Annotated in this window: 23 protein-coding genes and 1 tRNA gene; 15 read left to right on the top strand and 9 right to left on the bottom strand. The window is 62.6% G+C overall.

All coding sequences use genetic code 11. The annotated features are described in order from the left end of the window. Positions 1-107 precede the first annotated feature (107 nt). The 10 genes from rsmB to ACTJLB_RS01900 all read left to right on the top strand — a co-directional run bounded on the left by rsmB (position 108) and on the right by ACTJLB_RS01900 (position 9,364). Positions 108-1,547, top strand: a complete 1,440-nt coding sequence (rsmB, locus tag ACTJLB_RS01945) for a 16S rRNA (cytosine(967)-C(5))-methyltransferase RsmB (RefSeq protein WP_440782289.1) — start codon at positions 108-110, stop codon at positions 1,545-1,547. Continuing rightward, positions 1,544-2,143: a DUF4390 domain-containing protein gene (locus tag ACTJLB_RS01940; RefSeq protein WP_020067272.1), complete on the top strand. Its 600-nt coding sequence runs from the start codon at positions 1,544-1,546 to the stop codon at positions 2,141-2,143. Before rsmB ends, ACTJLB_RS01940 begins: the two co-directional genes overlap by 4 nt. After that, the gene (locus ACTJLB_RS01935) at positions 2,133-4,547 is read left to right on the top strand and encodes an ATP-binding protein (RefSeq protein ID WP_440782288.1); all 2,415 of its coding nucleotides are present in this window, start codon (positions 2,133-2,135) and stop codon (positions 4,545-4,547) included. Before ACTJLB_RS01940 ends, ACTJLB_RS01935 begins: the two co-directional genes overlap by 11 nt. Then, entirely contained in the window at positions 4,548-5,240 is a 693-nt protein-coding gene (gene esaR, locus ACTJLB_RS01930; RefSeq protein WP_440782287.1) for a response regulator transcription factor EsaR, read from the top strand. It abuts the gene before it with no gap. Positions 5,241-5,335: 95 nt separating this feature from the next. After that, positions 5,336-5,411 (top strand) — tRNA-Phe (locus ACTJLB_RS01925). A gap of 380 nt (positions 5,412-5,791) precedes the next feature. Then, positions 5,792-6,523, top strand: coding sequence for a 7-cyano-7-deazaguanine synthase QueC (gene queC / locus ACTJLB_RS01920; RefSeq protein WP_440782286.1), 732 nt, complete (start codon positions 5,792-5,794; stop codon positions 6,521-6,523). 71 nt (positions 6,524-6,594) lie between these two features. Beyond that, positions 6,595-7,227: a 7-carboxy-7-deazaguanine synthase gene (gene queE / locus ACTJLB_RS01915; protein WP_020067267.1), complete on the top strand. Its 633-nt coding sequence runs from the start codon at positions 6,595-6,597 to the stop codon at positions 7,225-7,227. 9 nt (positions 7,228-7,236) lie between these two features. After that, positions 7,237-7,680 carry a 6-carboxytetrahydropterin synthase QueD gene (gene queD, locus ACTJLB_RS01910; RefSeq protein WP_027776811.1) on the top strand — a complete coding sequence of 148 codons (444 nt, stop codon included), beginning with the start codon at positions 7,237-7,239 and terminating at the stop codon, positions 7,678-7,680. 203 nt (positions 7,681-7,883) lie between these two features. Then, positions 7,884-8,666: an HpcH/HpaI aldolase family protein gene (locus ACTJLB_RS01905; RefSeq protein WP_440782285.1), complete on the top strand. Its 783-nt coding sequence runs from the start codon at positions 7,884-7,886 to the stop codon at positions 8,664-8,666. Next, positions 8,663-9,364, top strand: coding sequence for a tetratricopeptide repeat protein (locus tag ACTJLB_RS01900; RefSeq protein WP_020067264.1), 702 nt, complete (start codon positions 8,663-8,665; stop codon positions 9,362-9,364). The genes ACTJLB_RS01905 and ACTJLB_RS01900 overlap by 4 nt, the downstream gene beginning before the upstream one ends. 125 nt (positions 9,365-9,489) lie before the next feature. On the opposite strand, the gene rodA is transcribed toward ACTJLB_RS01900, so the two are convergent. From rodA to ACTJLB_RS01875, 5 genes are all read right to left on the bottom strand, one after another. Continuing rightward, positions 9,490-10,638: a rod shape-determining protein RodA gene (gene rodA / locus ACTJLB_RS01895; protein ID WP_020067263.1), complete on the bottom strand. Its 1,149-nt coding sequence runs from the start codon at positions 10,636-10,638 to the stop codon at positions 9,490-9,492. Between the two features lie 10 nt (positions 10,639-10,648). Beyond that, positions 10,649-13,051, bottom strand: coding sequence for a penicillin-binding protein 2 (gene mrdA, locus ACTJLB_RS01890; protein ID WP_440782284.1), 2,403 nt, complete (start codon positions 13,049-13,051; stop codon positions 10,649-10,651). A gap of 141 nt (positions 13,052-13,192) precedes the next feature. Next, positions 13,193-13,705 (bottom strand): rod shape-determining protein MreD, encoded by a 513-nt coding sequence (mreD, locus tag ACTJLB_RS01885; protein WP_020067261.1) that lies wholly within the window; start codon positions 13,703-13,705, stop codon positions 13,193-13,195. Beyond that, positions 13,702-14,808, bottom strand: coding sequence for a rod shape-determining protein MreC (gene mreC / locus ACTJLB_RS01880; RefSeq protein WP_087752310.1), 1,107 nt, complete (start codon positions 14,806-14,808; stop codon positions 13,702-13,704). The genes mreD and mreC overlap by 4 nt, the downstream gene beginning before the upstream one ends. A gap of 152 nt (positions 14,809-14,960) precedes the next feature. Beyond that, positions 14,961-16,004: a rod shape-determining protein gene (locus ACTJLB_RS01875; RefSeq protein ID WP_004189550.1), complete on the bottom strand. Its 1,044-nt coding sequence runs from the start codon at positions 16,002-16,004 to the stop codon at positions 14,961-14,963. A 376-nt stretch (positions 16,005-16,380) separates the two neighbouring features. Between ACTJLB_RS01875 and gatC the strand changes: the two genes are divergently transcribed. From gatC to ACTJLB_RS01850, 5 genes are all read left to right on the top strand, one after another. Beyond that, positions 16,381-16,680: an Asp-tRNA(Asn)/Glu-tRNA(Gln) amidotransferase subunit GatC gene (gene gatC, locus ACTJLB_RS01870; RefSeq protein ID WP_027776807.1), complete on the top strand. Its 300-nt coding sequence runs from the start codon at positions 16,381-16,383 to the stop codon at positions 16,678-16,680. A gap of 180 nt (positions 16,681-16,860) precedes the next feature. Beyond that, positions 16,861-18,348 (top strand): Asp-tRNA(Asn)/Glu-tRNA(Gln) amidotransferase subunit GatA, encoded by a 1,488-nt coding sequence (gatA, locus tag ACTJLB_RS01865; protein ID WP_440782283.1) that lies wholly within the window; start codon positions 16,861-16,863, stop codon positions 18,346-18,348. A 5-nt stretch (positions 18,349-18,353) separates the two neighbouring features. Beyond that, positions 18,354-19,829 (top strand): Asp-tRNA(Asn)/Glu-tRNA(Gln) amidotransferase subunit GatB, encoded by a 1,476-nt coding sequence (gene gatB / locus ACTJLB_RS01860; RefSeq protein ID WP_440782282.1) that lies wholly within the window; start codon positions 18,354-18,356, stop codon positions 19,827-19,829. A 174-nt stretch (positions 19,830-20,003) separates the two neighbouring features. Further along, positions 20,004-20,840, top strand: coding sequence for a PPK2 family polyphosphate kinase (locus tag ACTJLB_RS01855; RefSeq protein WP_440782281.1), 837 nt, complete (start codon positions 20,004-20,006; stop codon positions 20,838-20,840). A gap of 56 nt (positions 20,841-20,896) precedes the next feature. Next, on the top strand, positions 20,897-21,676 hold the full coding sequence (locus ACTJLB_RS01850; protein WP_440782280.1) for an exodeoxyribonuclease III: 780 nt from the start codon (positions 20,897-20,899) through the stop codon (positions 21,674-21,676). Between the two features lie 90 nt (positions 21,677-21,766). Here the strand turns inward: ACTJLB_RS01850 and ACTJLB_RS01845 are convergent, their stop codons facing one another. The 4 genes from ACTJLB_RS01845 to metX are packed head-to-tail and all read right to left on the bottom strand — an operon-like array spanning position 21,767 to position 26,200. After that, positions 21,767-23,044, bottom strand: a complete 1,278-nt coding sequence (locus ACTJLB_RS01845) for a M48 family metalloprotease (RefSeq protein ID WP_440782279.1) — start codon at positions 23,042-23,044, stop codon at positions 21,767-21,769. Beyond that, entirely contained in the window at positions 23,041-24,435 is a 1,395-nt protein-coding gene (locus ACTJLB_RS01840; RefSeq protein ID WP_440782278.1) for an AmpG family muropeptide MFS transporter, read from the bottom strand. The genes ACTJLB_RS01845 and ACTJLB_RS01840 overlap by 4 nt, the downstream gene beginning before the upstream one ends. Before the next feature lie 14 nt (positions 24,436-24,449). Next, complete coding sequence (gene metW, locus ACTJLB_RS01835; RefSeq protein WP_020067251.1) at positions 24,450-25,058, bottom strand: methionine biosynthesis protein MetW; 609 nt, start codon at positions 25,056-25,058, stop codon at positions 24,450-24,452. Then, positions 25,055-26,200, bottom strand: a complete 1,146-nt coding sequence (metX, locus tag ACTJLB_RS01830; RefSeq protein ID WP_027776801.1) for a homoserine O-succinyltransferase MetX — start codon at positions 26,198-26,200, stop codon at positions 25,055-25,057. The genes metW and metX overlap by 4 nt, the downstream gene beginning before the upstream one ends. Positions 26,201-26,445: the final 245 nt, after the last annotated feature.

Raw genomic sequence — 26,445 nt, 5'->3', positions numbered from 1 at the left:
CCGCTCCCGCCGTGGTGCAGGGGCCGGTGCCGGGTCCGTTAGCCGCGCCACGCTACAATGTGTGTTCATTGTGTCGCGCGTACCGCACGGCCTGCCTTTGCCTTCCCATGAATCTAAAGCCTTCTTCGCGTTCTGCTTCTTCGTCGGCGCGTCCGCGCGAATCCCGTTTGTCCGTGCTGCATCTCGCGCCGGAATCGCTTGGCTTTGCGCTCGACTGCGCAGCGCAAGCGGTTGGCGCCGTCCGCCTCGGGGCAGCTTTGCCCGCCGCGTTGCAATCTGTTTTCGTGTCTGCGCCCGAGGGTAGTGCGGCCGCTGCGCGCGGCGCGGTGCAGGACATCGCCTATCGCACGATGCGCCGTCTCGGGACTGCCGAATGGTTGATCGCAAAGCTCGTCAAAAAGGCGCCGCCGCCGCACGTCGGTCATGTGCTTGCCTGCGCGATCGCGCTTCTGATCGACGACGAAGCCAGTGCAGCCTACACGCCGTTCACGGTGGTCGACCAGGCCGTGAGCGCGATCTCGGCGCGTCGCGAATTCTCGTTCGCCAAGGGGCTTGTCAACGCCGTTCTGCGCAACTTCCTGCGCGAACGCGAGGCGCTGCTCGAAGCGGCGCAGAACGATGAAGTCGCGCGCTGGAACTACCCGTCATGGTGGATCGACTCGGTCAGACGCGCATGGCCGGACGCATGGCAGGACGTGCTCGCAGCCGGTAACACGCAAGGTCCCTTGACGCTGCGTGTGAACGCCCGTCATTCAACGGTTGATGCGTACCTGCAGGTTCTCGAGCAGCATCATATTGCCGCGAGCAAGGCCGGCGAATACGCGGTGAAGCTCGCCACGCCCATGCCCGTCGACCGCATTCCCGGTTTTAGCGAGGGCGTGGTTTCGGTGCAGGACGCAGGCGCTCAACTCGCCGCGCAACTGCTCGGCGTGCGTGACGGCATGCGCGTGCTCGACGCCTGCGCGGCGCCCGGCGGCAAGACCGGGCATCTGCTGGAACTGGCGAATCTGCAACTGGTCGCGCTCGAAAGCGATGCGACGCGCGCGCGGCGCATCGGCGAAAATTTGCAGCGCCTGAAGCTCCAGGCGGAAGTGCGCATTGGCGACGCGGGCACGCCGTCGAAATGGCATGACGACATCGATCAGCCGTTCGACCGCATTCTCGCCGACGTGCCGTGCTCGGCGTCGGGCATCGTGCGGCGTCATCCGGATATTCGCTGGTTGCGCCGCGCCTCCGATATTCCCGCGCTCGTCGACGAACAGCGGCGCATTCTCGACGCGCTGTGGCCGCTCGTGAAGCCAGGCGGTGAAATGCTCTACGTTACGTGCTCGATCTTTCCCGAAGAAGGCGAGTTGCAGGCGCAGTGGTTTGGAAACAAGCACCAGGATGCGGTACGATTGGACGCGCCGGGGCAACTTTTACCTACGGTCGCCCGCGCGCCCGCCGACACATCGGCCGGTTCCCATGCCGGAGAATTCGCTGACATCAGCACCGGCGCGAACTCAGACCACGACGGATTTTTCTACGCGCGCTTTCAGAAACGGTGACCATCAAACGCTTCTTCCCGCTTCGGCTCGCTGCCGTGCTTTGGGTCGCGCTGGCCGTCTGGCTTGTCGCGCCCGGCGCGGCGTACGCCGACTCGATTGCCGTGCAGCGCGCTTCCCTGCAAGCCGACAACACGGGTTGGAGCCTGGACGCGCGTTTCGACTTCGAGTTGAACAGCAATCTCGAAGACGCCGTGAATAAAGGCATCCCGCTGTACTTCACTACCGACTTCGAGTTGAGCCGGCCGCGCTGGTACTGGTTCGACGAGCAGCCGGTGAACGTGTCGCAAAGCCTTCGCCTGTCGTTTCAGCCGCTCACGCGCGAATATCGCGTGTCGAGCGTGTCGTCTGGCGGTTTGCAACTCGGCTTCACGACGCTTAAAGATGCGCTCGCGGTCATCAAGCACGTGACGTCATGGCACGTGATCGACCGCAACGAAGTGCATGCCGGCGAGACGTACAACGCGTCCGTGCGCATGCAACTCGACATCGCATTGATGCCCAAGCCGTTCCAGATCGACGCGGTCAACAACCGCGACTGGAATCTCGCTTCCGAATGGAAGCGCTTTACTTTTACGGTGACCGAACGTGCTAAATAAAGTGCGCTCCGCCACCAGTGTCAGCAGCATCGTCGTGCGCGTGCTGGTTTCCACCGTCGCCGTGACGGCTGTGTTGCTGCTCGTGCTGCTCGCCGCGGCAAGCGCGAACACCGAATTTTTCGACCGCTATTACCAGTGGCTTTATGCCGCGAATCTCGTGGTCGCGATGATCTTTCTGCTGGTGGTGGCGACGCTCGTCATCATCATCATTGCGCGATTACGAAAGGGTAAGTTCGGCACGCGGCTTCTCGCAAAACTCGCGTTCTTCATGGCGTTAGTCGGCGTGGTGCCGGGCGGCATCATTTATGTCGTCTCGTATCAGTTCGTGTCGCGCAGTATCGAGTCGTGGTTCGACGTGAACGTCGAAACCGCGCTCACGTCCGGTCTGAACCTCGGGCGCGGCATGCTCGACGCGTCGCTGTCCGATCTGCAAACCAAGGGCCGGCTGATGTCCGAGCAGCTCGCGAGCGCCGACGCCGCGGGTACGACGCTCACGCTGCTGCGTCTGCGCGACCAGTTCGGCGTGCAGGACGCGACGATCGTCGAGCCCACGCGCAGCATGTCCGGCGCAACGCCCGACATGCATGTGGTCGCGCAGGCATCCAGCAATTACGCGTCGCTCGTACCGAACGATTTGCCTACGCCGCTCATGCTCGACCAGGCGCGCGGACGCGGCTACGCGGCAATAGAAGGCGAAGTCGACGGCGATCCTCGCGCTCACGGCAGCAAGGGCGCCCTGCGACTACGTGTCGTGCAGCGTATTCCCGACTCGAACGCGTCGCTGTTGCAGCCCACTGAACGCTTCCTGCAACTCACACAGCCAGTGTCGCAATCGCTCGCCCGCAATGCCGATGCTGTGCAGCGCGCGTATCGCGAGTATCAGGAGAAAGCGCTCGGACGAACCGGCTTGCGCAAGATGTATATCGGCACGCTGACGCTCGCGCTCTTTCTAGCCACGTTCATTGCGATGATGCTCGCGCTCGCGCTCGGCAACCAGCTCGCGCGGCCGCTGTTCCTGCTCGCGCAGGGCACGAAGGAAATCACTGAAGGCGACTACACGCCGAAGCGCGAAATCAAATCGCGCGACGAACTCGGCTTTCTCACGCAGTCGTTCAACGCAATGACGCGGCAATTGTCCGAGGCTCGCGCGGCGGTCGAAAACAATCGCATCGCACTCGAGCATTCGAAGGCGTATCTGGAAAGTATTCTCGCGAACCTCACTGCGGGCGTGTTCGTGTTCGACCGCCAGTTCCGGCTCACCACCGCGAATCGTGGCGCCGAGCGCATCTTCCGTCAGCAGTTCCAGGAGGTGCTGGGCTCGGCGCTCGAACAGATCGGCGTGCTGAGCGAATTCGGCGGCATGGTGCGCAAGGCGTTTGCCGATCGCGAAGCGGCAAGCGGCGACGGTCACGACGACGGCGGCCACTGGCAGCAGCAGTTCTCGGTGCAGGTGGCCGGCGAAAGCGAGCCTCTCACATTGCTCGTGCGCGGCGCGCGCCTCGTGTCCGCGACCGATCGCGACGCCCAGGACATGCAAACGTCGGGCTATGTCGTGGTATTCGACGACATCTCGGACGTCATTTCCGCCCAGCGTTCCATTGCATGGGGCGAGGTCGCGCGGCGGCTCGCGCATGAGATCAAGAATCCGCTTACGCCGATCCAACTCTCGGCCGAACGTCTGCAGATGAAGCTCGCCGACAAGCTGTCGCCGTCGGACGCAGATGTACTCAAGCGCGGCGCGACCACAATCGTGAACCAGGTCGCGGCGATGAAGCAGATGGTCGACAATTTCCGGGACTACGCACGCACGCCTCCTGCCGTGCTGGCGCATCTGCAATTAAACGATCTCGTGACCGAAGTGCTGACGCTGTATGGCATAGAGGAAGGCAAGGGTGCGATTCATGTCGAACTCTCCGCGTTGCCCGCGATTCGCGGCGACGCAACGCAATTGCGCCAGGTGATTCACAACCTGCTGCAGAATGCGCAGGACGCGGTGGCGGAGATCGAGCGCCCGCGTGTGGTGCTCGAGACGAGGACAGTAGAATACGGAGACCCCGACGCGGAAGGCAAGGCACGCGTCGCGGTACGTCTGACAGTGTCGGATAACGGACCGGGCTTCCCAACGCGTATCCTCACCCGTGCATTCGAGCCTTACGTCACGACCAAGGCGAAAGGCACGGGCCTGGGTCTTGCGATGGTCAAGAAGATCGTCGACGAACATGGCGCGCGCATCGACATTCGAAACCGCCTGAAAGCGGGCGATGTCATCGAAGGCGCGCAAATTTCGATTCTCTTCCTTCAACTGGCAGACGACGCCGCGGCTCCCGAAGCGGGACCGCGTCCTGCGCACGGCAGTACGTCGCAGGGAAAGACAAAAGCAACAGTGCAGACAAAGGCAGCGTAAATGGCAACCATCCTGGTGGTAGATGATGAAATGGGCATCCGGGAATTGCTCTCGGAGATCCTGAGCGACGAGGGGCATGTCGTGGAGGCAGCGGAAAACGCGCAGCAGGCGCGCGAATTCCGTTTGCGTCAGGCGCCGGACCTGGTGCTGCTCGACATCTGGATGCCCGATACCGACGGCGTGACGCTGCTCAAGGAATGGGCTGCGCAAGGGCAGCTCACGATGCCGGTAATCATGATGTCAGGCCACGCGACGATCGACACCGCAGTCGAAGCGACGAAGATCGGCGCGCTGAATTTTCTCGAGAAGCCGATTGCGTTACAGAAGTTGCTGAAGGCTGTCGAGCAAGGCCTTGCTCGTGGCACTGCGGCAGTTGCGCCGGGCGGCACCGCCGCCAAATTGACGTCGCCGATGAATTCTTCGGCGGTGGCCTCGGCGGCGGCATTGCCAATGCTCTCCTCAGCCGACGGCTCGGGCAGCGGTGTGCTCGCGGCGCAAACGGCATCCATCTCGTTCGACATCCCGCTGCGAGATGCGCGCGATGCGTTCGAGCGCGCGTATTTCGAGTATCACCTCGCGCGCGAAAACGGCAGCATGACGCGCGTCGCGGAAAAGACCGGCTTGGAGCGTACGCACTTGTATCGCAAGCTCAAACAGCTCGGCGTCGATCTCGGGAAGAACAAAGGCGAGTGAGCACCGCGTTACGCGCGCGGATTTCACCTCCCGACATTTTTTCGGGAAGGGGCTTGCCCAGCGAATGACCCTTTGATATCATTTCGTTCTTCGTTGGCCCGGTAGCTCAGTTGGTAGAGCAGCGGATTGAAAATCCGCGTGTCGATGGTTCGATTCCGTCCCAGGCCACCAGGATTCAGCCCCAGGAAATCGCAAGATTCCTGGGGCTTTTCCTTTTGCGGTGAGCTTTCTTTGCGTCAGTGCTCGCCGGTAGTACGTCGGGGCGCGCCGGGCGAGGTTCGGCATCGCGTGATAAAATCGCGCAAGTTCAAGCACTTGCATGCGAGTGCGTCGCCCGCCGAATTCGTTCAAGGGCCCGCGGCCGAGCCGCGATCCGCACCGAACCCCTCGCCCGACGATCAACGGTATAAGCGCCCAGCGACTTTGCAGGCCGAAGGCGCGGCCTATACTGCTTTGGGCCGGCAGCAGTGCCGGCTCGCGTCGCGCCGCGTTGCTTGCATGGCGCACCTCGCGCAGCGCGACGCGGCACTCATCATTCACGGAGTTTCACGGTGATCCGCAAAGACGCTAAACGTAGCGCTCTGGTGCTGTTTTCCGGCGGCCAGGATTCCGCCACGTGCCTCGCATGGGCACTTGAACGTTATGAAACGGTTGAGACGCTCGGCTTCGACTACGGTCAGCGGCACCGCGTCGAACTCGAATGCCGCGAAGGCTTCCGCAATGCAGTAGTGCGTACGTTCCCGGCCTGGAGCGAGCGCCTCGGCGACGATCACATGATCGATCTGTCCGTGCTCGGCGCAATCAGCGACACGGCCATGACGCGCGAGATCGAGATCGAGGCCACGGCCAACGGTTTGCCGAATACGTTCGTGCCCGGCCGCAATCTGATGTTCATGACGATCGCGGCGGCCATCGCTTATCGGCGTGGTTTGCAGGTCTTGGTCGGCGGAATGTGCGAGACGGATTTCTCGGGCTATCCCGATTGCCGGGACGACACCATGAAGGCTTTGCAGGTCGCGCTGAATCTCGGCATGGACACGCGCCTCCTGCTCGAGACTCCGCTGATGTGGCTCGACAAGGCGGACACGTGGCGCCTCGCGCATGAGCTAGGCGGCGAGGAACTGGTGGAACTGGTGCGCATAGAGACGCATACCTGTTATGTCGGCGAACGCGCGGAATTGCACGCATGGGGATTCGGCTGCGGCGAATGCCCGGCCTGCCGCTTGCGCAAGCGTGGCTACGAAGCCTATCTCGCCGGTGAAAAGGTAACCGAGCCGGTTTGAGAAAGTCGCGGCGCGGCGGGCTTCGATAGTAATTTTTAGGTACACAAGTATAAATCTAGGCAGAAGGCAGCATGACGTACGCGGTCAAGGAAATCTTCTATACGTTGCAAGGCGAGGGCGCGAATGCCGGGCGTCCGGCTGTGTTTTGCCGCTTCGCCGGCTGCAATCTGTGGTCGGGCCGCGAGGAAGACCGCGCCGAAGCCGTCTGCCGGTTCTGCGACACGGACTTCGTAGGCACGGACGGTGAAAATGGCGGCAAGTACCGCACGGCCGAAGACCTCGTGCAAATGATCGCGTCGCAATGGCCCGAAGGCGAGGGTCAACGCTTTGTCGTGTGTACGGGCGGCGAGCCGATGTTGCAGATCGACCAGCCGCTGGTAGACGCGCTGCATGCGGCCGGTTTTGAAATTGCGATTGAAACGAACGGCTCGTTGCCGGTGCTCGAAACGATCGACTGGATCTGCGTGAGCCCGAAGGCCGACGCGCCTCTCGTCGTCACGAAGGGGAACGAACTGAAGGTCGTGATCCCGCAGGACAACCAGCGCTTGTCCGACTATGCGAAGCTCGACTTCGAGTATTTCCTCGTCCAGCCAATGGACGGCCCGTCGCGCGACATCAACACCAAGCTCGCGATCGACTGGTGCAAACGCCATCCGCAATGGCGCCTGTCGATGCAGACCCACAAGTATCTGAATATTCCCTGATTTGCCGTGCTGACGATTACACGAAAACTCGAATTCGACGCGGGTCACCGCATTCCCGATCACCGCAGCCAGTGCCGTAATCTGCACGGCCATCGCTATGTGATCGAAATCACGCTGCAAGGCGATCTGGTCGACACGGAGGGCGCGCCCGACCGCGGCATGGTAATGGACTTCGCCGACGTCAAGTCGCTCGCCGTCGAACATCTCGTCGACAAGTGGGATCACGCGTTTCTCGTCTATGAAGGCGACACGCAGGTGCGCGGCTTCCTCGAGACAATGGCGGGCCACAAGACCGTGGTGCTCGACCGCATTCCGACTGTGGAAAACCTCGCGGCTGTAGCGTTCGACATTCTCGCGAACGTTTATGACGCGCACTATGGCGTGAATCTGCGCCTCCACAAGCTGCGTCTGTACGAAACGCCGAATTGTTGGGCCGACGTGGTTCGCGACTAACCCTCACACGCGTTACGCGGGCCAACCGCCGCGTTATTGTCACGGTATGATCGCTCCGATAACCACACGGAGCGAGACATGCCGGTCACCGCAGTGCGTTGCAGCAGCCAAACGAGCCGTCGGCGTTCGAGCCTGGCTCGCCTGACGAGCACGCTTCCCCTTGTGTCAGGCAATCAAGTCGGTCATCGTCACGGAGCGTGGCGATGAGCACCTTCACCAATCCCCTCAAGCAACGTCTTAAAGAAGCCGATCCGCTGTTCGGACTATGGCTGTCGCTCGGCAGCGATTCCGCCGCTGAGGCACTCGCTCACGCCGGCTTTGACTGGCTGCTGATCGATATGGAGCACGCGCCCAACGACAGCGGCGACGTGACTTCGCAATTGCGTGCGATTGCCGCCGCGCATCTGCCGAGCGAACCGGTGGTACGCGTACCGGCGAGCGAGGGCTGGCTCGTCAAGCGCGTAATGGACGCTGGCGCACGCACGCTCATGTTCCCCAATATCGAGTCCGCCGAAGAAGCTGCGCATGCGGTGCGCCTCACGCAATATCCGAGCGCCGAGGCGCTCGATGGTCTGCGCGGCGTCGCTGGTGTCGTGCGGGCCGCCGCCTACGGCATGCGGCGCGATTACGTGCAAACGGCCAACGCGCAAATCGCGACCATCGTGCAGATCGAGTCGGCGCGCGCCCTCGACGAGGTCGACGAGATTGCAGCGACGCCGGGCGTCGACTGCCTGTTTGTCGGACCCGCCGATCTCGCCGCGAGCCTCGGTCATCTCGGCGATTCGAAGCACGCCGATGTACAAGCGGCCATGGCGCGCATCGTCAGCGCCGCGGACAAGGCGGGCATTGCCGCCGGCATTTTTTCAATGGACGTCGCGAGCGCAAGGCAGCATCGCGATGCCGGTTTTCGTTTTGTCGCTCTGGCCGCCGACGTCATGTGGATGTTGCGCGCAACCCGCCAGGCGCTGCAGGAGGTGAGGTCATGAAGTGGATGGTGCAAGGCGTTGTCGCTCGCATGTTGATTACAGCGGCGTTGACCACGGGCGTCGCAGCGCATGCTCAGGATCGTCTCGCGAAGCCGAACGATCCCGAGACGCAAACTGCTGTCGCCGACTACAACGCAGGCAATTTCGGTGCGGCGCTTGCAGAGTTCCGCAAGGCCGCCGAGCGCGGCAGCCGGCTTGCGCAGTTCAATTACGCGATGATGTTGCTCAACGGTGAAGGCACCGCGGTCAACGTCGACGAAGGCAAGAAGTGGTTGCGCAAGGCCGCCGACGCGAACATGTCGCACGCGCAATATGTGTACGGCAAGATGTATGACGATGGCGAGTTCGTCGGCCGCGATCCGGTCGAGGCGCACCGCTGGTTTCTGAAAGCCGCGCAGCAAGGGCACGTGCAGGCCGAGCTTGCGCTCGCTAATCAGTTCCTCGATGGGCGGGGCACCGATCGGGACAACCAGCAGGCGTTCGTCTGGTACAAGAAGGCTGCCGAGGGCGGCGATATGACCGCGCAGTACGTGACAGGCTCTTTCTACGAACGCGGCGGCGACGGCGTCGACAAAAACCTCAACGTGGCGCGGGCTTATTACGCGGCTGCAGCCGCGCAAGGCGATCCGGCGGCGCGCTTGAAGTATCAGCAACTGAGCGCGCAGCTGCGGGACCACAAGGAAGTGAAACCGCAATAACGAGAAAGGGCGCATCTGATGATGCGCCCTTTCTGCATTTCAACTTGCGGTGCGGCTTGCTTGCAGTCCGCTTTGCAGTTTGTCTCGCAGCTAATCGAAGCCGCTTCTTTCCATCAGCTCACCGGCTAGCTCTGCATCAACCGCTTCTGTCGCGCAACGCTCATGATCAGGCCGATGGCGACGCCAAGCGTCGTCAGCGCGGTGCCTCCGTAACTCATGAATGGCAGCGGCACACCGACCACCGGCAAGATGCCACTCACCATACCGATATTGACGAACGCGTAGGTGAAGAACGCCATTGTCAGAGATCCTGCAAGCAGGCGTCCGAATAGCGTCGCGCCGTTGGCGGCGATATACAACCCGCGCGCGATCAGCAACATGTACAGCGTGAGCAGCACGACGCCGCCCGCGAGCCCGAATTCCTCGGAGAACACAGCGAAGATAAAGTCAGTGTGTTTCTCGGGGATGAACTCCAGATGCGCCTGTGTGCCCTTCAGCCAGCCCTTGCCGAGCGGGCCGCCGGAGCCGATCGCGATCACCGCCTGGATGGTGTGGAAGCCCTTGCCGAGCGGGTCGGAAGTCGGGTCGAGCAGCGTGCAGATGCGGTGCTTCTGATAGTCGTGCATGAGCGGCCACTGCACTTCCGGCTGGCAGATCTTGTCCTGAAACGCCGCAATCGAGCCGACCGCGATCACGCCGGCAATCAGCACCGGCACGATTAGTTTGAAGCTCAAACCCGCAAAGTAAATCACGAAGAAGCCGGCTGCGAAAACGAGCACGGCGGTGCCCAGGTCGGGCTGTTTAGCGATCAACCCCACAGGCACGGCAAGAATCACCAGCCCGACCAGAAAGTCGTACCAGCGCATCACGCCTTCGCGCCGCTGATAGTACCAGGCGAGCATCAGCGGCGTCGCGATCTTCATGATCTCCGACGGCTGAATCACCACGCCGACATTGATCCAGCGCTTCGCGCCTTTGCGCGTGAGACCGAAGAGCGCCACGGCAACCAGCAGCGCGATCCCGAATGTATAAAGCGGGACTGCGAAGCGCATCAGCGTGGTTGGCGGAACGTTGGCGAGCGCCCACATCAGCACGAACGTCAGCATGATGTTGCGCAACTGGTCTTCCACGCGGCCCGGTACATCGAGACTCGCGCTGTACAAGGTGACGATGCCCACGCACAGCAGCAGAAACACCACCAGTGCGAGCGGGCGGTCGAAGCCTGCGAACATCCGCTTGATGCGGTCGATCCAGGCGCGCTTGTCGAATTGCATGCCTTTCTCCTTACTCGTCGATGCCGCCGGTAACCGGCTGGCGTGGCGAGGTGGCTTGAGCGCCGTTATCGCGCGATGGATCGCGCAGCGTGCTGGTTCCGGAGCGGGCAGCGACTGGTGCCGGCTCGCTCGCCGGTCGCGGTTGACGTGGGGCCCCCGATTTGCGGGGCGCGGAGCTCTTTGCTGCCGAGGCGGGGGTGCCCGCAGTGGCCGAGGCCGGTAGCTTTGGCGTGGTCGCGGTCGCCGCCGTTGATGCGGACGACTTCGATGTCGACGTGACGGCAGACGCCGCAGCCGCTCCAGACGCAGCACCTGCGCCCGATGCCCGGTTCGCCGCCGCGGCCGCGGTCGACGCAGCAGCTGCGGCTGACGCCGCTCCGGGCATCGGCAGCGCTGTGAAGCCCGCAGCGATCCTGACCGGCTGCCCGGCTTCCTGCGGCGCCGGCGCACCGCCGACTTCCGGCGCGGACGCGTCCTCGGTCGCCGACGCCGCCGCTGCAACTGCCGCAGCCTCCGCGCCCGGCTTGTTCTTGCCGACCAGGTAGTAGTCCAGCACCTTACGCGCGATCGGGCCGGCCGCCTCGGCGCCCCAGCCGCCGTTCTCCACGATCAGGGCGAGCGCGATTTTCGGTTGCTCCGCCGGTGCGAAAGCGATGAAAAGCGCGTGGTCGCGCAAGTGCTCCGCAATCGCATGGCCCTTGTAGTTCGCGCCTTGCAACGAATACACCTGCGCCGTGCCGGTCTTGCCCGCGGCGACATACGGCGCGCCGATGAACAGCTTGGACGCCGTGCCGTTCGTGATGACGCCTTCCATCGCGCGTTTGATGATGTCGATGTCGGACTGCTTCACCGCGATTTTGTCGCTCGGATCGCGCACGACGGGGCGCGTGCCCTTGGTGATCGGATTTTCGATGTCGCGCACGAGGTGCGGCTTCATCACGATGCCGTTGTTGGCGAGCGTGGCCGTGGCGTGCGCGAGTTGCAGGATCGTGAACGAGTTGTAGCCCTGGCCGATGCCGAGGCTGATCGTTTCGCCTTCGTACCAGCGTTGCTGCTCGGGCTTGCGGTAGGCCTTGCGCTTCCATTCCGTCGAAGGCAGGATGCCGCGCGCCTCGCCCGAAATGTCGATACCCGTGATCTGGCCGAAACCCCACGGTTTCATGAAACCGGCAATGGCGTTTACGCCCAGATCGTGAGCGAGCATGTAGAAGTATGTGTCGTTCGACACGACGATCGCGCGGTTCATGTCGACCCAACCCTGACCCGAACGCACGTCGTTGCGGAATGTGTGACCGCCGAAAGTGTAGGAGCCGGGGTCCTGGAAACCCCAACCCGGCGTGCGTTTGTGCAGCGATAGCGCGGCCAGCGCCATGAACGGCTTATACGTCGAGCCTGGCGGATAAGTGCCGTGCAGCGGCCGGTTCAGCAGCGGATGGTCGGGCGAGTTGTTGAGTTCGTCCCAGGTCTGCTGGTCGATGCCGTCGACGAACGAATTCGGGTCGAAGCTTGGCGCGGAGACGAACGCCAGCACGTCTCCGGTGGCCGGCTCGATAGCGACGAGCGCGCCGCGGCGGCCCGCGAAGGCCTGCTCGGCAACCTGCTGCAAACCAATGTCGAGCGACAGCACGAGGTTGTTGCCCGGCGTTGCCTGCGTGCGCGACATTGTCCGCACGGGCCGCCCGCCGGCGGTGACTTCGACTTCCTCGAAACCCGTCTGGCCGTGCAACTCGGTCTCGTAACTTTGCTCGACACCGATCTTGCCGATGTAGTCGGTGCCCTTGTAGTTGTTTGCGTCCAGACGCGGATCGTAGTGTTCGGGATCGCTGTCGTTCTGATCGCTCGCGTCGTCGATACGATCCTGGTCGCGCTGCGAGATGCGGCCAATGTAGCCGATCACGTGCGCCGCTGTCGGCCCGAGCGGATATTGGCGGAACAGGCGGGCGCGCACCTCCACGCCCGGAAAACGGAAGCGCTGCGCGGTGAAGCGCGCGACTTCGTCGTCGGTCAGGCGGGTGCGGATAGGCAGACTCTCGAAGTTTTTCGAGTCTTCCTGCAGCTTCTTGAAGCGGCGCCGGTCACGTGCGTCGATCGACACGACCGAGGCCAGATCGTCGATCACTGTTTCAAGCGGCGCGCCCAGCTTGGACGGCGTGATTTCGAGCGTGTAGGCCGAGTAGTTCTTGGCCAGCACCACGCCGTTACGGTCAGTGATGATGCCGCGGTTCGGTACGATCGGCGCGACTGAAATGCGGTTTTCGTCGGCTTGCAGCGAGTATTTGCTGTAGTGCCACACCTGCAGGAACAGAAAGCGAAAGCCGATCAGCCCGAAGCAGACGAACACGAACAAGCCCGCCGCCGCGACCCGCAGGCGGAACTTCGAGAGCTGTTGCTGAGTGTCCTTGAATTCGGTCATGCGATTCTGCAAAAGGCCGGGCGACGGCCATCATGAGTGTGCGCCTGATCCGGCCTGAACCGGAAGGCATGAAGAGCGATGGGCGTCGAACGGGCAGAAAAGATGAGTTCCATGAGGACCGCCTGCGCGCTCGACGCCTCGTTAAATTGGCCGCGTGTCGTCGGGGTCGGCTGGCCGGCGTTGCGGCATCAACAGCAGCAGGCTCGCGACGGGCCACAGCGCGGCTTCGACGAACCCGTCGATCAGATAACCCCAGCCGGGAAATGCCGCGCCCGTCAGCAGACGGATGACGAACGGCACCAGTTGGGCGATCACCAGCAGCGGCATGACGGCGAAAGTCTGCACACCGAGCGACATCCACAGGACGCGGCGATGGATCGTGATCGCGCCATACGACAGCAGCGTGTACGCGAGCGCATGCTCGCCCAGCAGGCTGGCGTTGTGCACGTCCATTAGCAGACCCAGGAAAAACGCGATGCCCATGCCGACCTTGCGCGGCTGATGCACGTTCCAGAACAGCAGCACGAGCGCGACGAAGTCGGGCACGCCGATCAGGCGCCCCCACGGCATCAGATTCAGCAGAAAGGCCGCAGCGAGGCTGAACGCGATGAAGTATGGATTGACCGGCTGCAGAATATATTGCGGACGGTTCATGGCTTCACCCCCGGCGCGGCTTGGGGTCTGGCTTTTTCGACGGCGGCGGGTTTCTTTGACGCAGCGGGCTTCTGGTCGGCGGGCGCCGCTTTACCTGCCTGGCCAGGCGCGCTCGCCGCGGGCTTAGTGGCGTTCTTGTCAGCGGCCGGCTTTTCCGCTGGTTTGGCGGATTTGTCGGCGGCGGCCTTGCTGTCTGCCGCTTTCGCGCTCTTCTTTGCCTTCGCGTCTTTAGCGGACAACTCCGGCTCTTCGGCTGGACGCGGCGGCACGTCGGCCACGTAGTGCAGCACCAGCAACTGACGCGCGCCGCGTACCGGCGCGATAGGCAGGCAGATGACGCGCGCAAATGCAGTGTCCGCCTGTTTATCGACGCGGACCACCTTGGCAACCGGCAGCCCCGGCGGATACACGCCGTCGAGCCCGCTCGTGACGAGTTCGTCGCCCGTCTGGACGTCGGCGCTGATCGGCACGAAGCGCAGATCGAGCGTGTCGCCCTTCGGCGTGCCGTAGATCACGCTTCGCAAGCCCGTGCGAACGATCTGTACTGGCACAGCCTGGTCTTTGTCGGTGAGCAGCGTCACTTCGGCCTGTAGCGGGAACACGCGGGTAACCTGGCCGATCACGCCGTCTTCGTTGACGACGGGCGAACCGTTCTGAATGCCTTGCTGCGCGCCGCGGTTGATGACGACCTTCTGCGTGAACGGATCGCGTGTGTCGTACTGGATTTCCGCAGGCAACGATTGCGTGGTCGCACGTTGCGAAAGCTGCAGCAACGCGCGCAAATGGGCGTTTTCAGCGGACAGCTCAGCGGCCGTGTTCGCCTGCTGTGCGAGCTGAAGGTTCCTGGTGTGCAATTTTTCGTTGTCGCTGCGCAGCGTGGCGCTGGTCACGGCCAGATCGGCGGCGCCCATGAAGACGTCGCGCGGCACGAGCGCCGCGCGTTGCAACGGATAAAGACCCGCGCCGAGCACGCCCCGAACGATTTCGAGCGTTTTGAAGCGTGCGTCGGAGATCAGCAGAGCCAGCGCGAGCACGACGAAAAACAGCAGTCGGGCGAGAGCAGATGGGCCTTGCTTGAACAGGGGCGGCGGACTGTATTCCATGGTCGGCGCCGGGGGCGTAAGCGGTTGGGTGAGGCGGCGGCGCGCTGGAAACGCGGGTTCAGCGCACGGAGGCTGGTTGGCCCAGCCAACGGCAAATCGGCCCACCAGGGGCCGTTTGCCAGATCCGCGCTACTGACATCGATCTCGCTCGCTTACTCGTACGAGAAGATGCTGCCGAGCTTGTCCATGCGCTCGAGCGCCATGCCCGAGCCGCGCACGACGCACGTTAACGGGTCTTCAGCGACGAGCACCGGCAGACCGGTTTCTTCGGCGAGCAGGCGGTCCAGATCGCGCAGCAGCGCGCCACCGCCCGTCAGCATCATGCCGCGCTCGGCGATGTCCGCGCCCAGTTCCGGCGGCGTTTGTTCGAGCGCAATCTTGACCGACGAGACGATCTGGTTGAGCGGATCGGTCAGTGCTTCGAGAATTTCGTTGCTGGAGATGGTGAAGCTGCGCGGGATGCCTTCCGACAGATTGCGGCCCTTCACTTCCATTTCCTTCACTTCGGAACCCGGGAAGGCCGAGCCGATTTCCTTCTTGATGGCTTCGGCTGTTTGCTCGCCGATCAGCATGCCGTAGTTGCGGCGGATGTAGTTGACGATAGCCTCGTCGAACTTGTCGCCACCCACGCGCACGGAGCCCTTGTACACGATGCCGCCGAGCGAGATCACGCCGACTTCGGTCGTGCCGCCGCCGATGTCGACGACCATGGAGCCGGTCGCTTCCGACACCGGCAAGCCGGCGCCGATTGCGGCGGCCATGGGTTCTTCAATGAGATACACCTGCGAAGCGCCTGCGCCGTGAGCCGCTTCCTTGATGGCGCGGCGCTCGACCTGGGTCGAACCGCACGGCACGCAAATGATGATGCGCGGCGACGGCGAGAACATGCGCGACTCGTGAGCAGTTTTGATGAACTGCTTGATCATCTGCTCGGTCACCGTGAAGTCGGCGATCACGCCGTCCTTCATGGGGCGGATCGCCTCGATATTGCCCGGCACCTTGCCAAGCATCTGCTTGGCTTCCTTGCCGACTGCCTGAATGGTTTTCTTGCCGTTGGGACCGCCTTCCTGGCGGATCGAAACCACCGACGGTTCATCGAGAACGATGCCTTTGCCACGCATGTAGATGAGCGTGTTGGCGGTGCCTAGATCAATCGCCAGATCGTTGGAGAAGTAGCTGCGCAAAAAACCGAACATTCAAAATCCTGTCTCGCTTGGGGCCGGCCCTCGCAACGATGCGCAGGGCGGCAGCGGAAAAAAATAACAGCTTCAACCGGGCGAAGCGGCGCCACCGGAACTTGAAGCTGCGAGGGAGTCTACCGGAGGCCGAAGCAAGGCCGAGTCAGAAATATCCGAACTATCTTTACGAATTGTCCAGAAAGGCCTTGGTAAGTCGGTCCGGGTTTGGGTCGAACGCGTAATGATACCTTATAATTTTGGATGTTTTGAAGGAAACGGACGGCACTTTTTGCCGCCGCTGGCCCCTTTTTCGAGGTCATCCTCCCGCGTCGTAACCCACTGTCGCAGCGCTCTTTTCGCGCTGCGGCGGTCTGCCACTTTTTCCGGTGACTGCATGGCTTTGACCCTGACCGATGTTAAGCGCATCGCGCATCTCGCGCGGCTCGAACTGGCCGACGCCGACGCCGAACACACGCTTGCCCAGCTCAACGACTTTTTTGGCCTCGTCGAGCAGATGCAGGCGGTCGATACCACAGGCATCGCACCGCTTGCCCATCCGATCGAACAGATCGAAGACGTCGCGCTGCGTCTGCGCGACGACGCGGTGACCGAAACGATCGAACGCGAAGCCTTTCAGCGTCCCGCGCCGGCCGTGCAGGACGGTCTGTATCTCGTGCCGAAGGTGATCGAGTAAGACCCGCATGGCGAGCCCCCGCGCAGCCCGCGGGCAGAGCGCCGGGAAACAGCATGCCGTTTCCCGGGCGGCCCTCGCGGTCGCTGCTGGGAGCCCACCCCGGCCGGGCTCGCCGGCGCGCAATCGAACGCCCTTACGGCAGCGTGAACCGCGCTGCCGCGCTTTCCAGGACAAAACGCAATGCATGAAAAAAGTCTGACCGAACTGCGCGCCGCACTGGCGGCGAAGGAATGCTCCGCCGTCGAACTGGCGCAGCTTTATCTGAAGCGCATCGACGCGGCCAATAGCCTGAACGCTTTCATTCAGGTCGACGCGGACCTGACGCTCGCGCAGGCAAAGGCCGCGGACGCGCTGCTTCACGCGGGGCACGGCGGTCCGCTGACCGGCCTGCCCATCGCGCACAAAGACGTGTTCGTCACCAAGGGCTGGCGCTCCACCGCCGGCTCGAAGATGTTGGCGAACTACGAAAGCCCGTTCGACGCAACGGTGGTCGAGCGTCTGCAGAAGGCGGGCATGGTTTGCGTGGGCAAGACCAACATGGACGAATTCGCGATGGGCTCGTCCAACGAAAATTCGTACTTTGGTCCCGTACAGAACCCGTGGGATCGTCAGGCCGTGCCGGGCGGCTCGTCGGGTGGTTCCGCGGCGGCGGTCGCCGCGCGCCTCGCGCCCGCCGCGACCGGCACCGACACCGGCGGCTCGATCCGTCAGCCGGCGTCGTTCTCGGGCATCACCGGCATCAAGCCTACGTACGGCCGCGTGTCGCGCTACGGCATGATCGCGTTTGCATCGTCGCTGGATCAGGGCGGCCCGATGGCGCAGAGCGCCGCCGATTGCGCCACGCTGCTCAACGCTATGGCCGGCTTCGACGAGCGCGATTCGACGAGCCTCGTGCGGGACGACGAAGACTACACGCGCTATCTCGGCCAACCCTGGAAACAGGACGGCGCCGGCAAGCCGCTCGCCGGGCTGCGCATCGGCCTGCCGAAAGAGTATTTCGGCGCGGGTCTCGCCGACGACGTGCGTGCTTCCATCGACGCCGCGTTGAAGGAATACGAAGCTCTCGGCGCAACGCTCGTCGAAGTGTCGTTGCCGAAAACCGAACTGTCGATCCCGGTCTATTACGTGATCGCGCCGGCGGAGGCGTCGTCGAACCTGTCGCGTTTCGACGGCGTGCGCTTTGGCCATCGCGCCGCGGAATATCGCGATCTGCTCGACATGTACAAGAAGTCGCGGGCCGAAGGTTTCGGTCCGGAAGTGAAGCGTCGCATCATGGTCGGCGCTTACGTGTTGTCGCACGGGTATTACGACGCGTACTACCTGCAGGCGCAGAAAATCCGCCGCATCATCGCGCAGGACTTCCAGGAAGCGTTCAAGCAGTGCGACGTGATCATGGGACCGGTCGCGCCTTCGGTGGCGTGGGATTTGGGCGCGAAGGGCGACGACCCGGTGCAGATGTATCTCGCCGACGTCTACACGCTGTCGGTGAGCCTCGCCGGTTTGCCCGGCATGAGCGTGCCGTGCGGCTTCGGCGCGGGCGCGAACGCGCAGCGCCCCGTGGGATTGCAGATCATCGGCAACTATTTCAATGAAGCCCGGATGCTGCAGGTGGCCGACGCGTTCCAGCGCGCGACCGACTGGCACCGTAAAGCACCGGCAGGAGTGTGAGCACCATGACCAAGCAATGGGAAGTCGTGATCGGTCTGGAGACCCACGCGCAGCTGTCCACGCAATCGAAGATTTTCTCGGGCTCTCCGACGCAATTCGGCGCCGCGCCCAACACGCAGGCGAGCCCCGTCGATCTCGCCTTGCCGGGCACGTTGCCGGTGATGAACCGCGGCGCTGTAGAGCGCGCAATCCAGTTCGGCCTCGCAATCGGTGCAACGGTCGCGCCGCGCAGCATCTTCGCGCGCAAGAATTATTTTTATCCCGATCTGCCGAAGGGCTATCAGATCAGCCAGTACGAAATTCCTGTCGTGCAGGGCGGCCAGGTGACGATTCAGGTGCCGGCCAACGAGAAAGCGGGTAAGGAAGCGTATTCGAAGGTCGTCAATCTCACCCGTGCGCATCTGGAAGAAGACGCAGGCAAGTCGCTGCACGAAGACTTCGCGGGCATGACGGGCATCGACCTGAATCGCGCGGGCACGCCGCTGCTCGAAATCGTCACCGAGCCTGAAATGCGAAGCGCGGCAGAAGCCGTCGCATACGCAAAAACGCTGCATACGCTCGTGACCTGGCTCGGCATCTGCGACGGAAACATGCAGGAAGGATCGTTCCGTTGCGACGCGAACGTGTCGGTGCGTCCGGTCGGTCAGGCGGAGTTCGGCACACGCGCCGAGATCAAGAACCTCAACTCGTTCCGCTTCCTGGAAGAAGCGATCCAGTACGAGGTGCGCCGTCAGATCGAACTGATCGAAGACGGCGGGACCGTGGTCCAGGAAACGCGTCTATACGATCCGGACAAGCGTGAAACGCGTTCCATGCGCAGCAAGGAAGACGCGCACGATTACCGTTACTTCCCCGATCCCGATCTCATGCCGCTCGTAGTCGACGCGGCGTGGGTCGCGCGCGTGAAGAGCGAAATGCCGGAGTTGCCCGAAGCGATCCAGCGGCGCTTCGTGTCGCAGTACGGCCTGACGCCGTACGACGCGAACGTGCTCACGTCGAGCAAGGCAATGGCCGCGTACTACGAAGCGGTAGTCGTCAAGCTCGGCGCAGGCAACGCCAAGGTCGCGGCGAACTGGCTGATGGGCGAGGTGTCGTCGCAGCTGAATCGGGAAGGCCTCGATATGGCGGACTGCCCTGTGTCGTCCGCGCAGCTGGCGTTGCTGCTGCAGCGCATTGCAGACGGCACGATCTCCAACAAGATCGCAAAGGAAATTTTCCTCGCGATCTGGGAAGAGACGGCTACAGACGAAGCCGCCGCCGACCGCATCATCGAAGCGAAGGGTTTGAAGCAGATCTCCGACACGGGCGCGCTCGAAGCGATCATCGACGAAGTGCTCGCTGCCAACCAGAAGTCGGTTGAAGAGTTCCGCGCGGGCAAGGAGAAGGCATTTAACGCGCTGATCGGTCAGGCAATGAAAGCGACGAAGGGCAAGGCCAATCCGGCGCAGGTCAACGAGCTGCTGAAGAAAAAGCTGTCGTGAGCCGGAGCGTGGCTGAAGCTGAAGTGAAGTGCAGTTGAAGAGAAAATACGGCTGAAGCGCTCGCGCTTTGGCGACAGCGGGCTGTTGCCGGAAACGAAAGTTGGAGGCAACGGCCCGTTTCATTTCGCGGCCGCGCTTTTGCAAGCCGCTGAACGCAGATCACGGAGTGTGTTGATGGCGAAGCAACCCGAACTCGACGATTTCCGCGTACCTTATTTCGAGACCAAGAAAAACGACAAGTTTTCGCTCGACGATTTCGATCCCGCTGCAAAACCTTTTTCGACGGGATCGAAAGACACCGACCGCGAGCGTCTGTCGGAAATCGGCGCGAAGCTGGACAGCTTGCAGGAATGCCTGCACGCGCAGCAGAAGCGACGCGTGTTGCTCGTCCTTCAAGGCATGGACACGAGCGGCAAGGACGGCACGATTCGCGCGGTGTTTCACGAAGTCGATCCGCTCGGTTTGCGGATTGTGCCGTTCAAGGCGCCGACGCCCGTGGAACTCGCGCATGATTTTCTCTGGCGCGTTCATTCGCAGGCGCCTGCTGCCGGCGAGCTAACTATCTTCAACCGCAGTCACTACGAAGATCTGCTGGTGCCGACCGTCCTCGGCTCGCTCGACGAGGACGCGTTCAACGTACGTTGCCGACACATCCGGCAGTTCGAGGAGCTGCTCGCCGACAGTTGCACGACAATCGTCAAGTGCATGCTGCATATTTCGAAAGACGAACAGCGCGCGCGCCTGCAAGCGCGGATCGACGACCCCACCAAGCACTGGAAATTCGACGTCTCCGATCTCGACGCGCGCAAACAATGGGACAAGTATCAGGCCGTGTATCGCGACGCCCTCGCCGCGACTTCCACCGAATACGCGCCGTGGTACGTGATTCCCGCCGACTCGAAAACGCATCGCAATCTGATGGTCGCCGAACTGCTGTTGCGTACGTTCGAAGGGCTAAAGCTCGAATATCCGCCTGCGAAAGAATCGCTGAAGGGCGTCGAGGTCGAGTGACTTTCGCCGTTCACCCCGAACGAATCTCATAAACGAATTGAAGACAAAGGAACGACATGTTGCGTGTGATTACCGCCAACCTGAACGGCATCCGCTCAGCGGCGAAGAAGGGTTTTTTCGACTGGTTTGGCGAGCAGAATGCCGACGTGCTCTGCGTGCAGGAAATCAAATGTTCGCAAGACGACATGACGCCGGAATTCCTCGCGCCGCACGATTTCACCGGCTATTTCCAGCACGCCGTGAAGAAGGGTTATAGCGGCGCGGGCGTCTATACGCGTCACGAGCCGGACGAAGTCGTGATTGGCTTCGGCAGCGAGGAGTTCGATCCGGAAGGACGCTACGTCGAACTGCGTTTCGGCAAGCTGTCGATCGTGTCGGTGTATGTGCCGTCAGGGTCGAGCGGTGAGGAGCGCCAGCAGGCCAAATACCGTTTCATGGACGAGTTCATGCCGCATCTCGCGGAGCTTGCCCGCGAGCGCGAAGTGATCGTGTGCGGCGACGTGAACATCGTCCACAAGGAAATCGACATCAAGAACTGGAAGAGCAACCAGAAGAATTCGGGTTGCCTGCCGGAAGAGCGCGCATGGCTCACCAAGCTGTTCGACGAAGTCGGTTACGTGGACGTATTCCGCACGCTCGATCAGCGTCCGGAGCAATACACGTGGTGGAGCAATCGCGGACAGGCGTATGCGAAGAACGTGGGGTGGCGGATCGACTACCAGATCGCGACGCCGGGCATTGCGAGCAAGGCGAAACGCACAGACGTGTTTCGCGACATCAAGTTCAGCGACCACGCGCCGCTGACGGTCGACTACGACCACGACGTGAAGAAGTGAATTTCGTGTTCGCCGTCGGGCGGCTGGAACATGCGTGGCTCGATCGTGAGCAACGTCTGACGCGACGCGTGCGGAATTGCTCGAGCCGTCTTAATCGCGTGCGAGCTTGCGGCGCGGGCGGCCCATGCCGGCGTAGTCCGGGAGCGCATCCACGGTCTTGCCAATGGCTTTCGCATAGAGCGGCAGCATATCGGGCAAGCGCTTGATGATGTCCTCGCGGCGGGCCGGCGTGTACGGGTGCACGTAGATGAAGCCCTGCTCGCGATTGCTGCGCGTGGCCTGAGCGAGTTTGTCCCAAAGCGTGACTGCCGCACGCGGATCGAAGCCCGCGCGAGAGGCAATGTCGCTGCCGATCACGTCGGCTTCGGTCTCGTCAGTGTTTTCGTACTTCATTTCGAGCAGGCGCGAGCCGATGCCGAGCGGCGCCATGCCGAGATCCGCAAGACCGAATAATTGTGGAATCGTGCCCGACGAATTGAGCTGGCTCGCCTGCAATTGACCGAGGCGCTCCCGTGCATGTTCACGCAGCGCATGCGCGATCTCGTGGCCAATGAGCATGCCGAGTTCGTTGTCGTTCAGATGCGCGCGGTCGAGCAGCCCACCGTACACGACAATCTTGCCGCCTGGCAGGCAGTACATACGAACGTCGGTTGAGCGCACCACGGCGACGTCCCACTTCCAGCCCTTGGCCCGCTCGTTCCATTTGAGCGAGTACGGCACCATCTTGTCCACAATCGAGCGCACACGTGTCACATGCGCGTCAGTGTCGCCGTACAGGCGGTTTGCATGCTCCGCGCCGTACGCGATCTGGCTGAACTCTTCTGCGGCTTGTGCCTCGAGCACCGGCGACGGCACCAGGTTACGGAACACAAGATAGCCGCCGAAGCGCAATTGATTGTTCGGGCTGTACGGCGCCGACGCGCCCGCTGCGGGTTTCGTCGCGCTAGTGGGCGAAGACGTTGCGGTCGGGGTTCGGGCGATAGCGGGCGGTTGCGCCGATGCGCCGGGCGACGTGCCTGCGGCCTGCCCGCCCCCGGAGGCTGTTGCGTTGGCCGCGCTGCTTGCGGCCGGTGTCGCGGAGGTGGCGCTTTCCGCACCGGCGGACGGTGCTGCGGATTTTGTGACCGGCGCCGGCGATGCCGCCGTTGTTGCATTAGCGGACGTGCCGGCGATGGCACTGCTACCAGTAGCCGGGGCCGCTGCCGCGGGGGACGCTGCCGCGGCAGCATAGGCGCTGGAGGGCGCGGCGGCACTCACCAGGCCCACAAAGCCAAGGCTCAACGCCGCACGCAACGCGCCGCGGCGGGCCTTGCACCACGCAGCGCGCGAGTCCGGCGACGGCAACCGCTTCGGGAGACACGCCTTCACGACCTGTCTCTCCACGGCGCAATGCGCAACAGGAGCAGCATGCCCGGCAGGGCCAGCGCCGTGCAGACAATGAAGTAGTCGAACCAGCCGATCTTTGCCACCACGTAGCCGCTCGCCGCCGAAGCCAGCGTGCGCGGCACCGAAGCGAGACTCGTGAAGAGCGCGAACTGTGTGGCCGTGTAGCGCGGATCCGTGGTGCTGGCGATGTACGCGGTAAAAGCCGCCATCGTGAGACCGGTAGAGAAGGTTTCGAAACCGTAGACCAGCGCGAGCGCGACCGAGCGCGGCTCGAGTTGCACTGACCAGTCGACGCCGATGAAGGCGAGCAGCCGCGTCGTGCCTTCGCTGATCCACACTGCGATGTCATAAACAGCCGTCAAACCGGGCGAGGCGGGTCCGAGATGCGCGAGCCATGCGAAGCCGAGCGTGGACACCATCTGAAGGATGCCGAAGATCCACAAGCCTCGCCCAATGCCTATTTTCATCAGCCAGATGCCGCCGACGATTCCGCCCGCGAGACTCGCGCCGAACGCCGTGGTTTTCGCGATCACGCCGATCTGCGTGCGCGAGAAGCCGGTGTCGAGGAAGAACGACGTGGACAACGTCGTTGCCATCGTGTCGCCGAGCTTGTAGAGGAAGATGAAGCCGAGCACGAACAGCGCGCCGCGCCAGCCGTCACGTTCGAGGAATTCGCGAAACGGCTGCACGATCGCTTCGCGCAGATTTTTGGGCGGCGTGCCGTGCACTTCGGGTTCGCGCACAACGAGCGTCATCACCATACCGGGCACCATGAACGCGGCGGTCACCATGAACACGGTAGTCCACGGCAAATGGTCCGACAGAATGAGCGCGAGCGACCCTGGTACTAGCGCTGCGATCTTGTAGGCATTTACGTGCACCGCGTTGCCAAGGCCTTGCTGCGTGTCGCTTAGCAACTCACGCCGGTATGCGTCGATCGAAATATCCTGACTTGCGCCGAAGAATGCGACCAGCGCCGTCAATGCCGCGACGGTCCAGATCGAGTCGCGCGGCGAAACAAAGCCCAAGGTTGCGATGGCGCCCGCGACCAGAATTTGCGTGACGAGCATCCAGCCGCGCCGTCTGCCCGGGCGCCAGCCCGGAAAGCGCGGGACGTAGCGGTCCATCAACGGGGCCCAGATGAATTTCCAGGTGTACGGGAACTGGATCAGCGCAAAGAGGCCGATTTCCTTCAGATTGACGCCTTCGGAGCGTAGCCACGCCTGCACCAGGTAGACGAGCGTGAACAGCGGCAGTCCCGACGTAAAGCCGAGAAAGACGCAGATCAGCATGCGCGTATTAAAAAACGCGCGCCAGCCGGGATGTTCTTCGTGAGCGGTAAGTGCAGGCGCCTCGTGCGGCGGGTTCGACATGTGGATAACTTGCGTTAGCTTTTCTTGACGCGATAGACCGCAAGACTACCACGCCAGTTCACCCCCCATCGCACCGTCTGACCGTCGTGCAGCACCACGCGGTCCAGAATTTCGATGCCGACTTCGGGCGCGAGCGCCTCGAAGTCCTTGATGGTCAGCACCCGCACGTTCGGCGTGTTGTGCCATTGATAAGGCAGTGACTTCGACACCGGCATGCGTCCCTGCAGCACGGAAAGACGGTGCGCCCAGTAGCCGAAGTTCGGGAACGACACGATACATTCCCGGCCGACCCGCACGGTCTCGCGCAAAATCGCGGCGGTCTGGTGAATGGTTTGCAGTGTCTGCGAAAGAACCGCGAAGTCGAAGCTGCCGTCTTCGAAGAGGCGCAGGCCGTCTTCCAGATTCTGCTGGATCACGTTGACACCGTTTTGCGTCGCGGCCAGCACGCCCGCGTCGTTGATCTCGATGCCGTAGCCTTGTACGTCCAGTTCCTCGGTGAGCAGCGACAACAGCGAGCCGTCGCCGCAGCCGAGATCCAGCACCGTGGCGCGCGGTTCGACCCAGCGGGCGATCGCGCGAAAGTCCGGGCGCAGCGCCAGATAGTCCAGAGCTCGCTGGTTCATGCGTTCACCTCGTTCGCAATGCGTTCGTAGTAGGCGCGCATCAGGTTGTGATAGCGCGCGTCGTCGAGCAGGAAGGCGTCGTGACCATGCGGCGCGTCGATTTCCGCGTAGGTGACGGTTCGCTTGTGATCGAGCAGCGCCTTCACGAGTTCGCGCGAACGGGCCGGCGCGAAACGCCAGTCGGTTGTGAAGCTCGCGATCAGATATTTCGCCGTTGTATGGGCAACGGCCGCTGTCAGATCTCCTTCGAAGGCTTTGGCCGGATCGAAGTAATCGAGCGCGCGCGTGATCAGTAGATAGGTGTTGGCGTCGAAGTAGTCGGCGAACTTGTCGCCCTGATAGCGCAGATACGACTCCACCTCGAACTCAACGTCGAAATTGAAGTTGTATGCGTCGAGCGCGCCCTCGGCGCGGCGCAGCGACCGGCCGAATTTCTCGGCCATGTCGTCGTCCGACAGATACGTGATGTGGCCGATCATCCGTGCGACACGCAAGCCGCGCTTCGGCTTCACGTTATGCGCATAGTAGTTGCCGCCGTGGAAGTCGGGGTCCGACAGGATCGCCGAGCGCGCCACCTCGTTGAACGCAATGTTTTGCGCCGACAACTTGGGCGTCGATGCCACCACGATGCAATGCCCGACCCGCTCCGGATACATCATGCTCCACGCGAGTGCCTGCATGCCGCCCAGGCTGCCGCCCATCACAGCGGCAAAGCGTGTAATGCCGAACTGATCCGCGACGCGCGCCTGCGCGTTCACCCAGTCTTCCACCGTGACCACGGGGAACGTCGCGCCGTATGGATTGCCGGTGGCAGGATCGATGCTCATGGGACCCGTCGAGCCGAAGCACGAGCCGAGGTTGTTCACGCCGATCACGAAGAACCGGTTGGTGTCGAGCGGCTTGCCGGGGCCGACCATGTTGTCCCACCAGCCTATGTCTTTCGGATTGTCCGCATAGACGCCCGCGACGTGATGCGACGCGTTCAGCGCATGACACACGAGTACCGCATTGCTGCGCGCGGCGTTGAGCGTGCCATAGGTCTCGACCATCAGGTCGTAGCTGGCGAGCGAGCTGCCGTTTTGCAGACGCAGCGGCTCGGTGAAATGCATTTTTTGTGGAGCGACGATACCGATCGATTCCATTCATTCCGCCATTTGACAAAGACAGGGCGGCTAGACGGCGTCGGCAAAGCACGGAGGAAGAGACTTGTGCGCGGCTGACGACCTCTTTAGCCGCATTTATAGTGAACCGCGGAAATCTTCCACTGGTTCGCGCGCCCGCAATCGAGTCAGCAAATCGGCGCGTACTAGGCTTTCACAACAGGAATTCACACACGTATTCAGACGTGTTCCGAAGCGCGGCATGAGAAGCTGGGAAGCGATTTCCG

This window comes from Paraburkholderia sp. 22098 (genome assembly GCF_052045935.1).
Lineage (GTDB): Bacteria > Pseudomonadota > Gammaproteobacteria > Burkholderiales > Burkholderiaceae > Paraburkholderia > Paraburkholderia caledonica.
The sequence above is the reverse complement of the archived record's forward strand: the minus strand, read 5'-3'. Positions and strand labels throughout refer to the sequence as shown.

Coding starts and splice junctions, on each gene's coding strand:
- rsmB (WP_440782289.1), top strand. CDS start 108: ATGAATCTAAAGCCTTCTTCGCGTTCTGCTTCTTCGTCGGCGCGTCCG.
- esaR (WP_440782287.1), top strand. CDS start 4,548: ATGGCAACCATCCTGGTGGTAGATGATGAAATGGGCATCCGGGAATTG.
- queE (WP_020067267.1), top strand. CDS start 6,595: ATGACGTACGCGGTCAAGGAAATCTTCTATACGTTGCAAGGCGAGGGC.
- ACTJLB_RS01905 (WP_440782285.1), top strand. CDS start 7,884: ATGAGCACCTTCACCAATCCCCTCAAGCAACGTCTTAAAGAAGCCGAT.
- ACTJLB_RS01900 (WP_020067264.1), top strand. CDS start 8,663: ATGAAGTGGATGGTGCAAGGCGTTGTCGCTCGCATGTTGATTACAGCG.
- rodA (WP_020067263.1), bottom strand. CDS start 10,638: ATGCAATTCGACAAGCGCGCCTGGATCGACCGCATCAAGCGGATGTTC.
- mrdA (WP_440782284.1), bottom strand. CDS start 13,051: ATGACCGAATTCAAGGACACTCAGCAACAGCTCTCGAAGTTCCGCCTG.
- mreD (WP_020067261.1), bottom strand. CDS start 13,705: ATGAACCGTCCGCAATATATTCTGCAGCCGGTCAATCCATACTTCATC.
- mreC (WP_087752310.1), bottom strand. CDS start 14,808: ATGGAATACAGTCCGCCGCCCCTGTTCAAGCAAGGCCCATCTGCTCTC.
- ACTJLB_RS01875 (WP_004189550.1), bottom strand. CDS start 16,004: ATGTTCGGTTTTTTGCGCAGCTACTTCTCCAACGATCTGGCGATTGAT.
- gatC (WP_027776807.1), top strand. CDS start 16,381: ATGGCTTTGACCCTGACCGATGTTAAGCGCATCGCGCATCTCGCGCGG.
- gatA (WP_440782283.1), top strand. CDS start 16,861: ATGCATGAAAAAAGTCTGACCGAACTGCGCGCCGCACTGGCGGCGAAG.
- gatB (WP_440782282.1), top strand. CDS start 18,354: ATGACCAAGCAATGGGAAGTCGTGATCGGTCTGGAGACCCACGCGCAG.
- ACTJLB_RS01855 (WP_440782281.1), top strand. CDS start 20,004: ATGGCGAAGCAACCCGAACTCGACGATTTCCGCGTACCTTATTTCGAG.
- ACTJLB_RS01850 (WP_440782280.1), top strand. CDS start 20,897: ATGTTGCGTGTGATTACCGCCAACCTGAACGGCATCCGCTCAGCGGCG.
- ACTJLB_RS01840 (WP_440782278.1), bottom strand. CDS start 24,435: ATGTCGAACCCGCCGCACGAGGCGCCTGCACTTACCGCTCACGAAGAA.
- metW (WP_020067251.1), bottom strand. CDS start 25,058: ATGAACCAGCGAGCTCTGGACTATCTGGCGCTGCGCCCGGACTTTCGC.
- metX (WP_027776801.1), bottom strand. CDS start 26,200: ATGGAATCGATCGGTATCGTCGCTCCACAAAAAATGCATTTCACCGAG.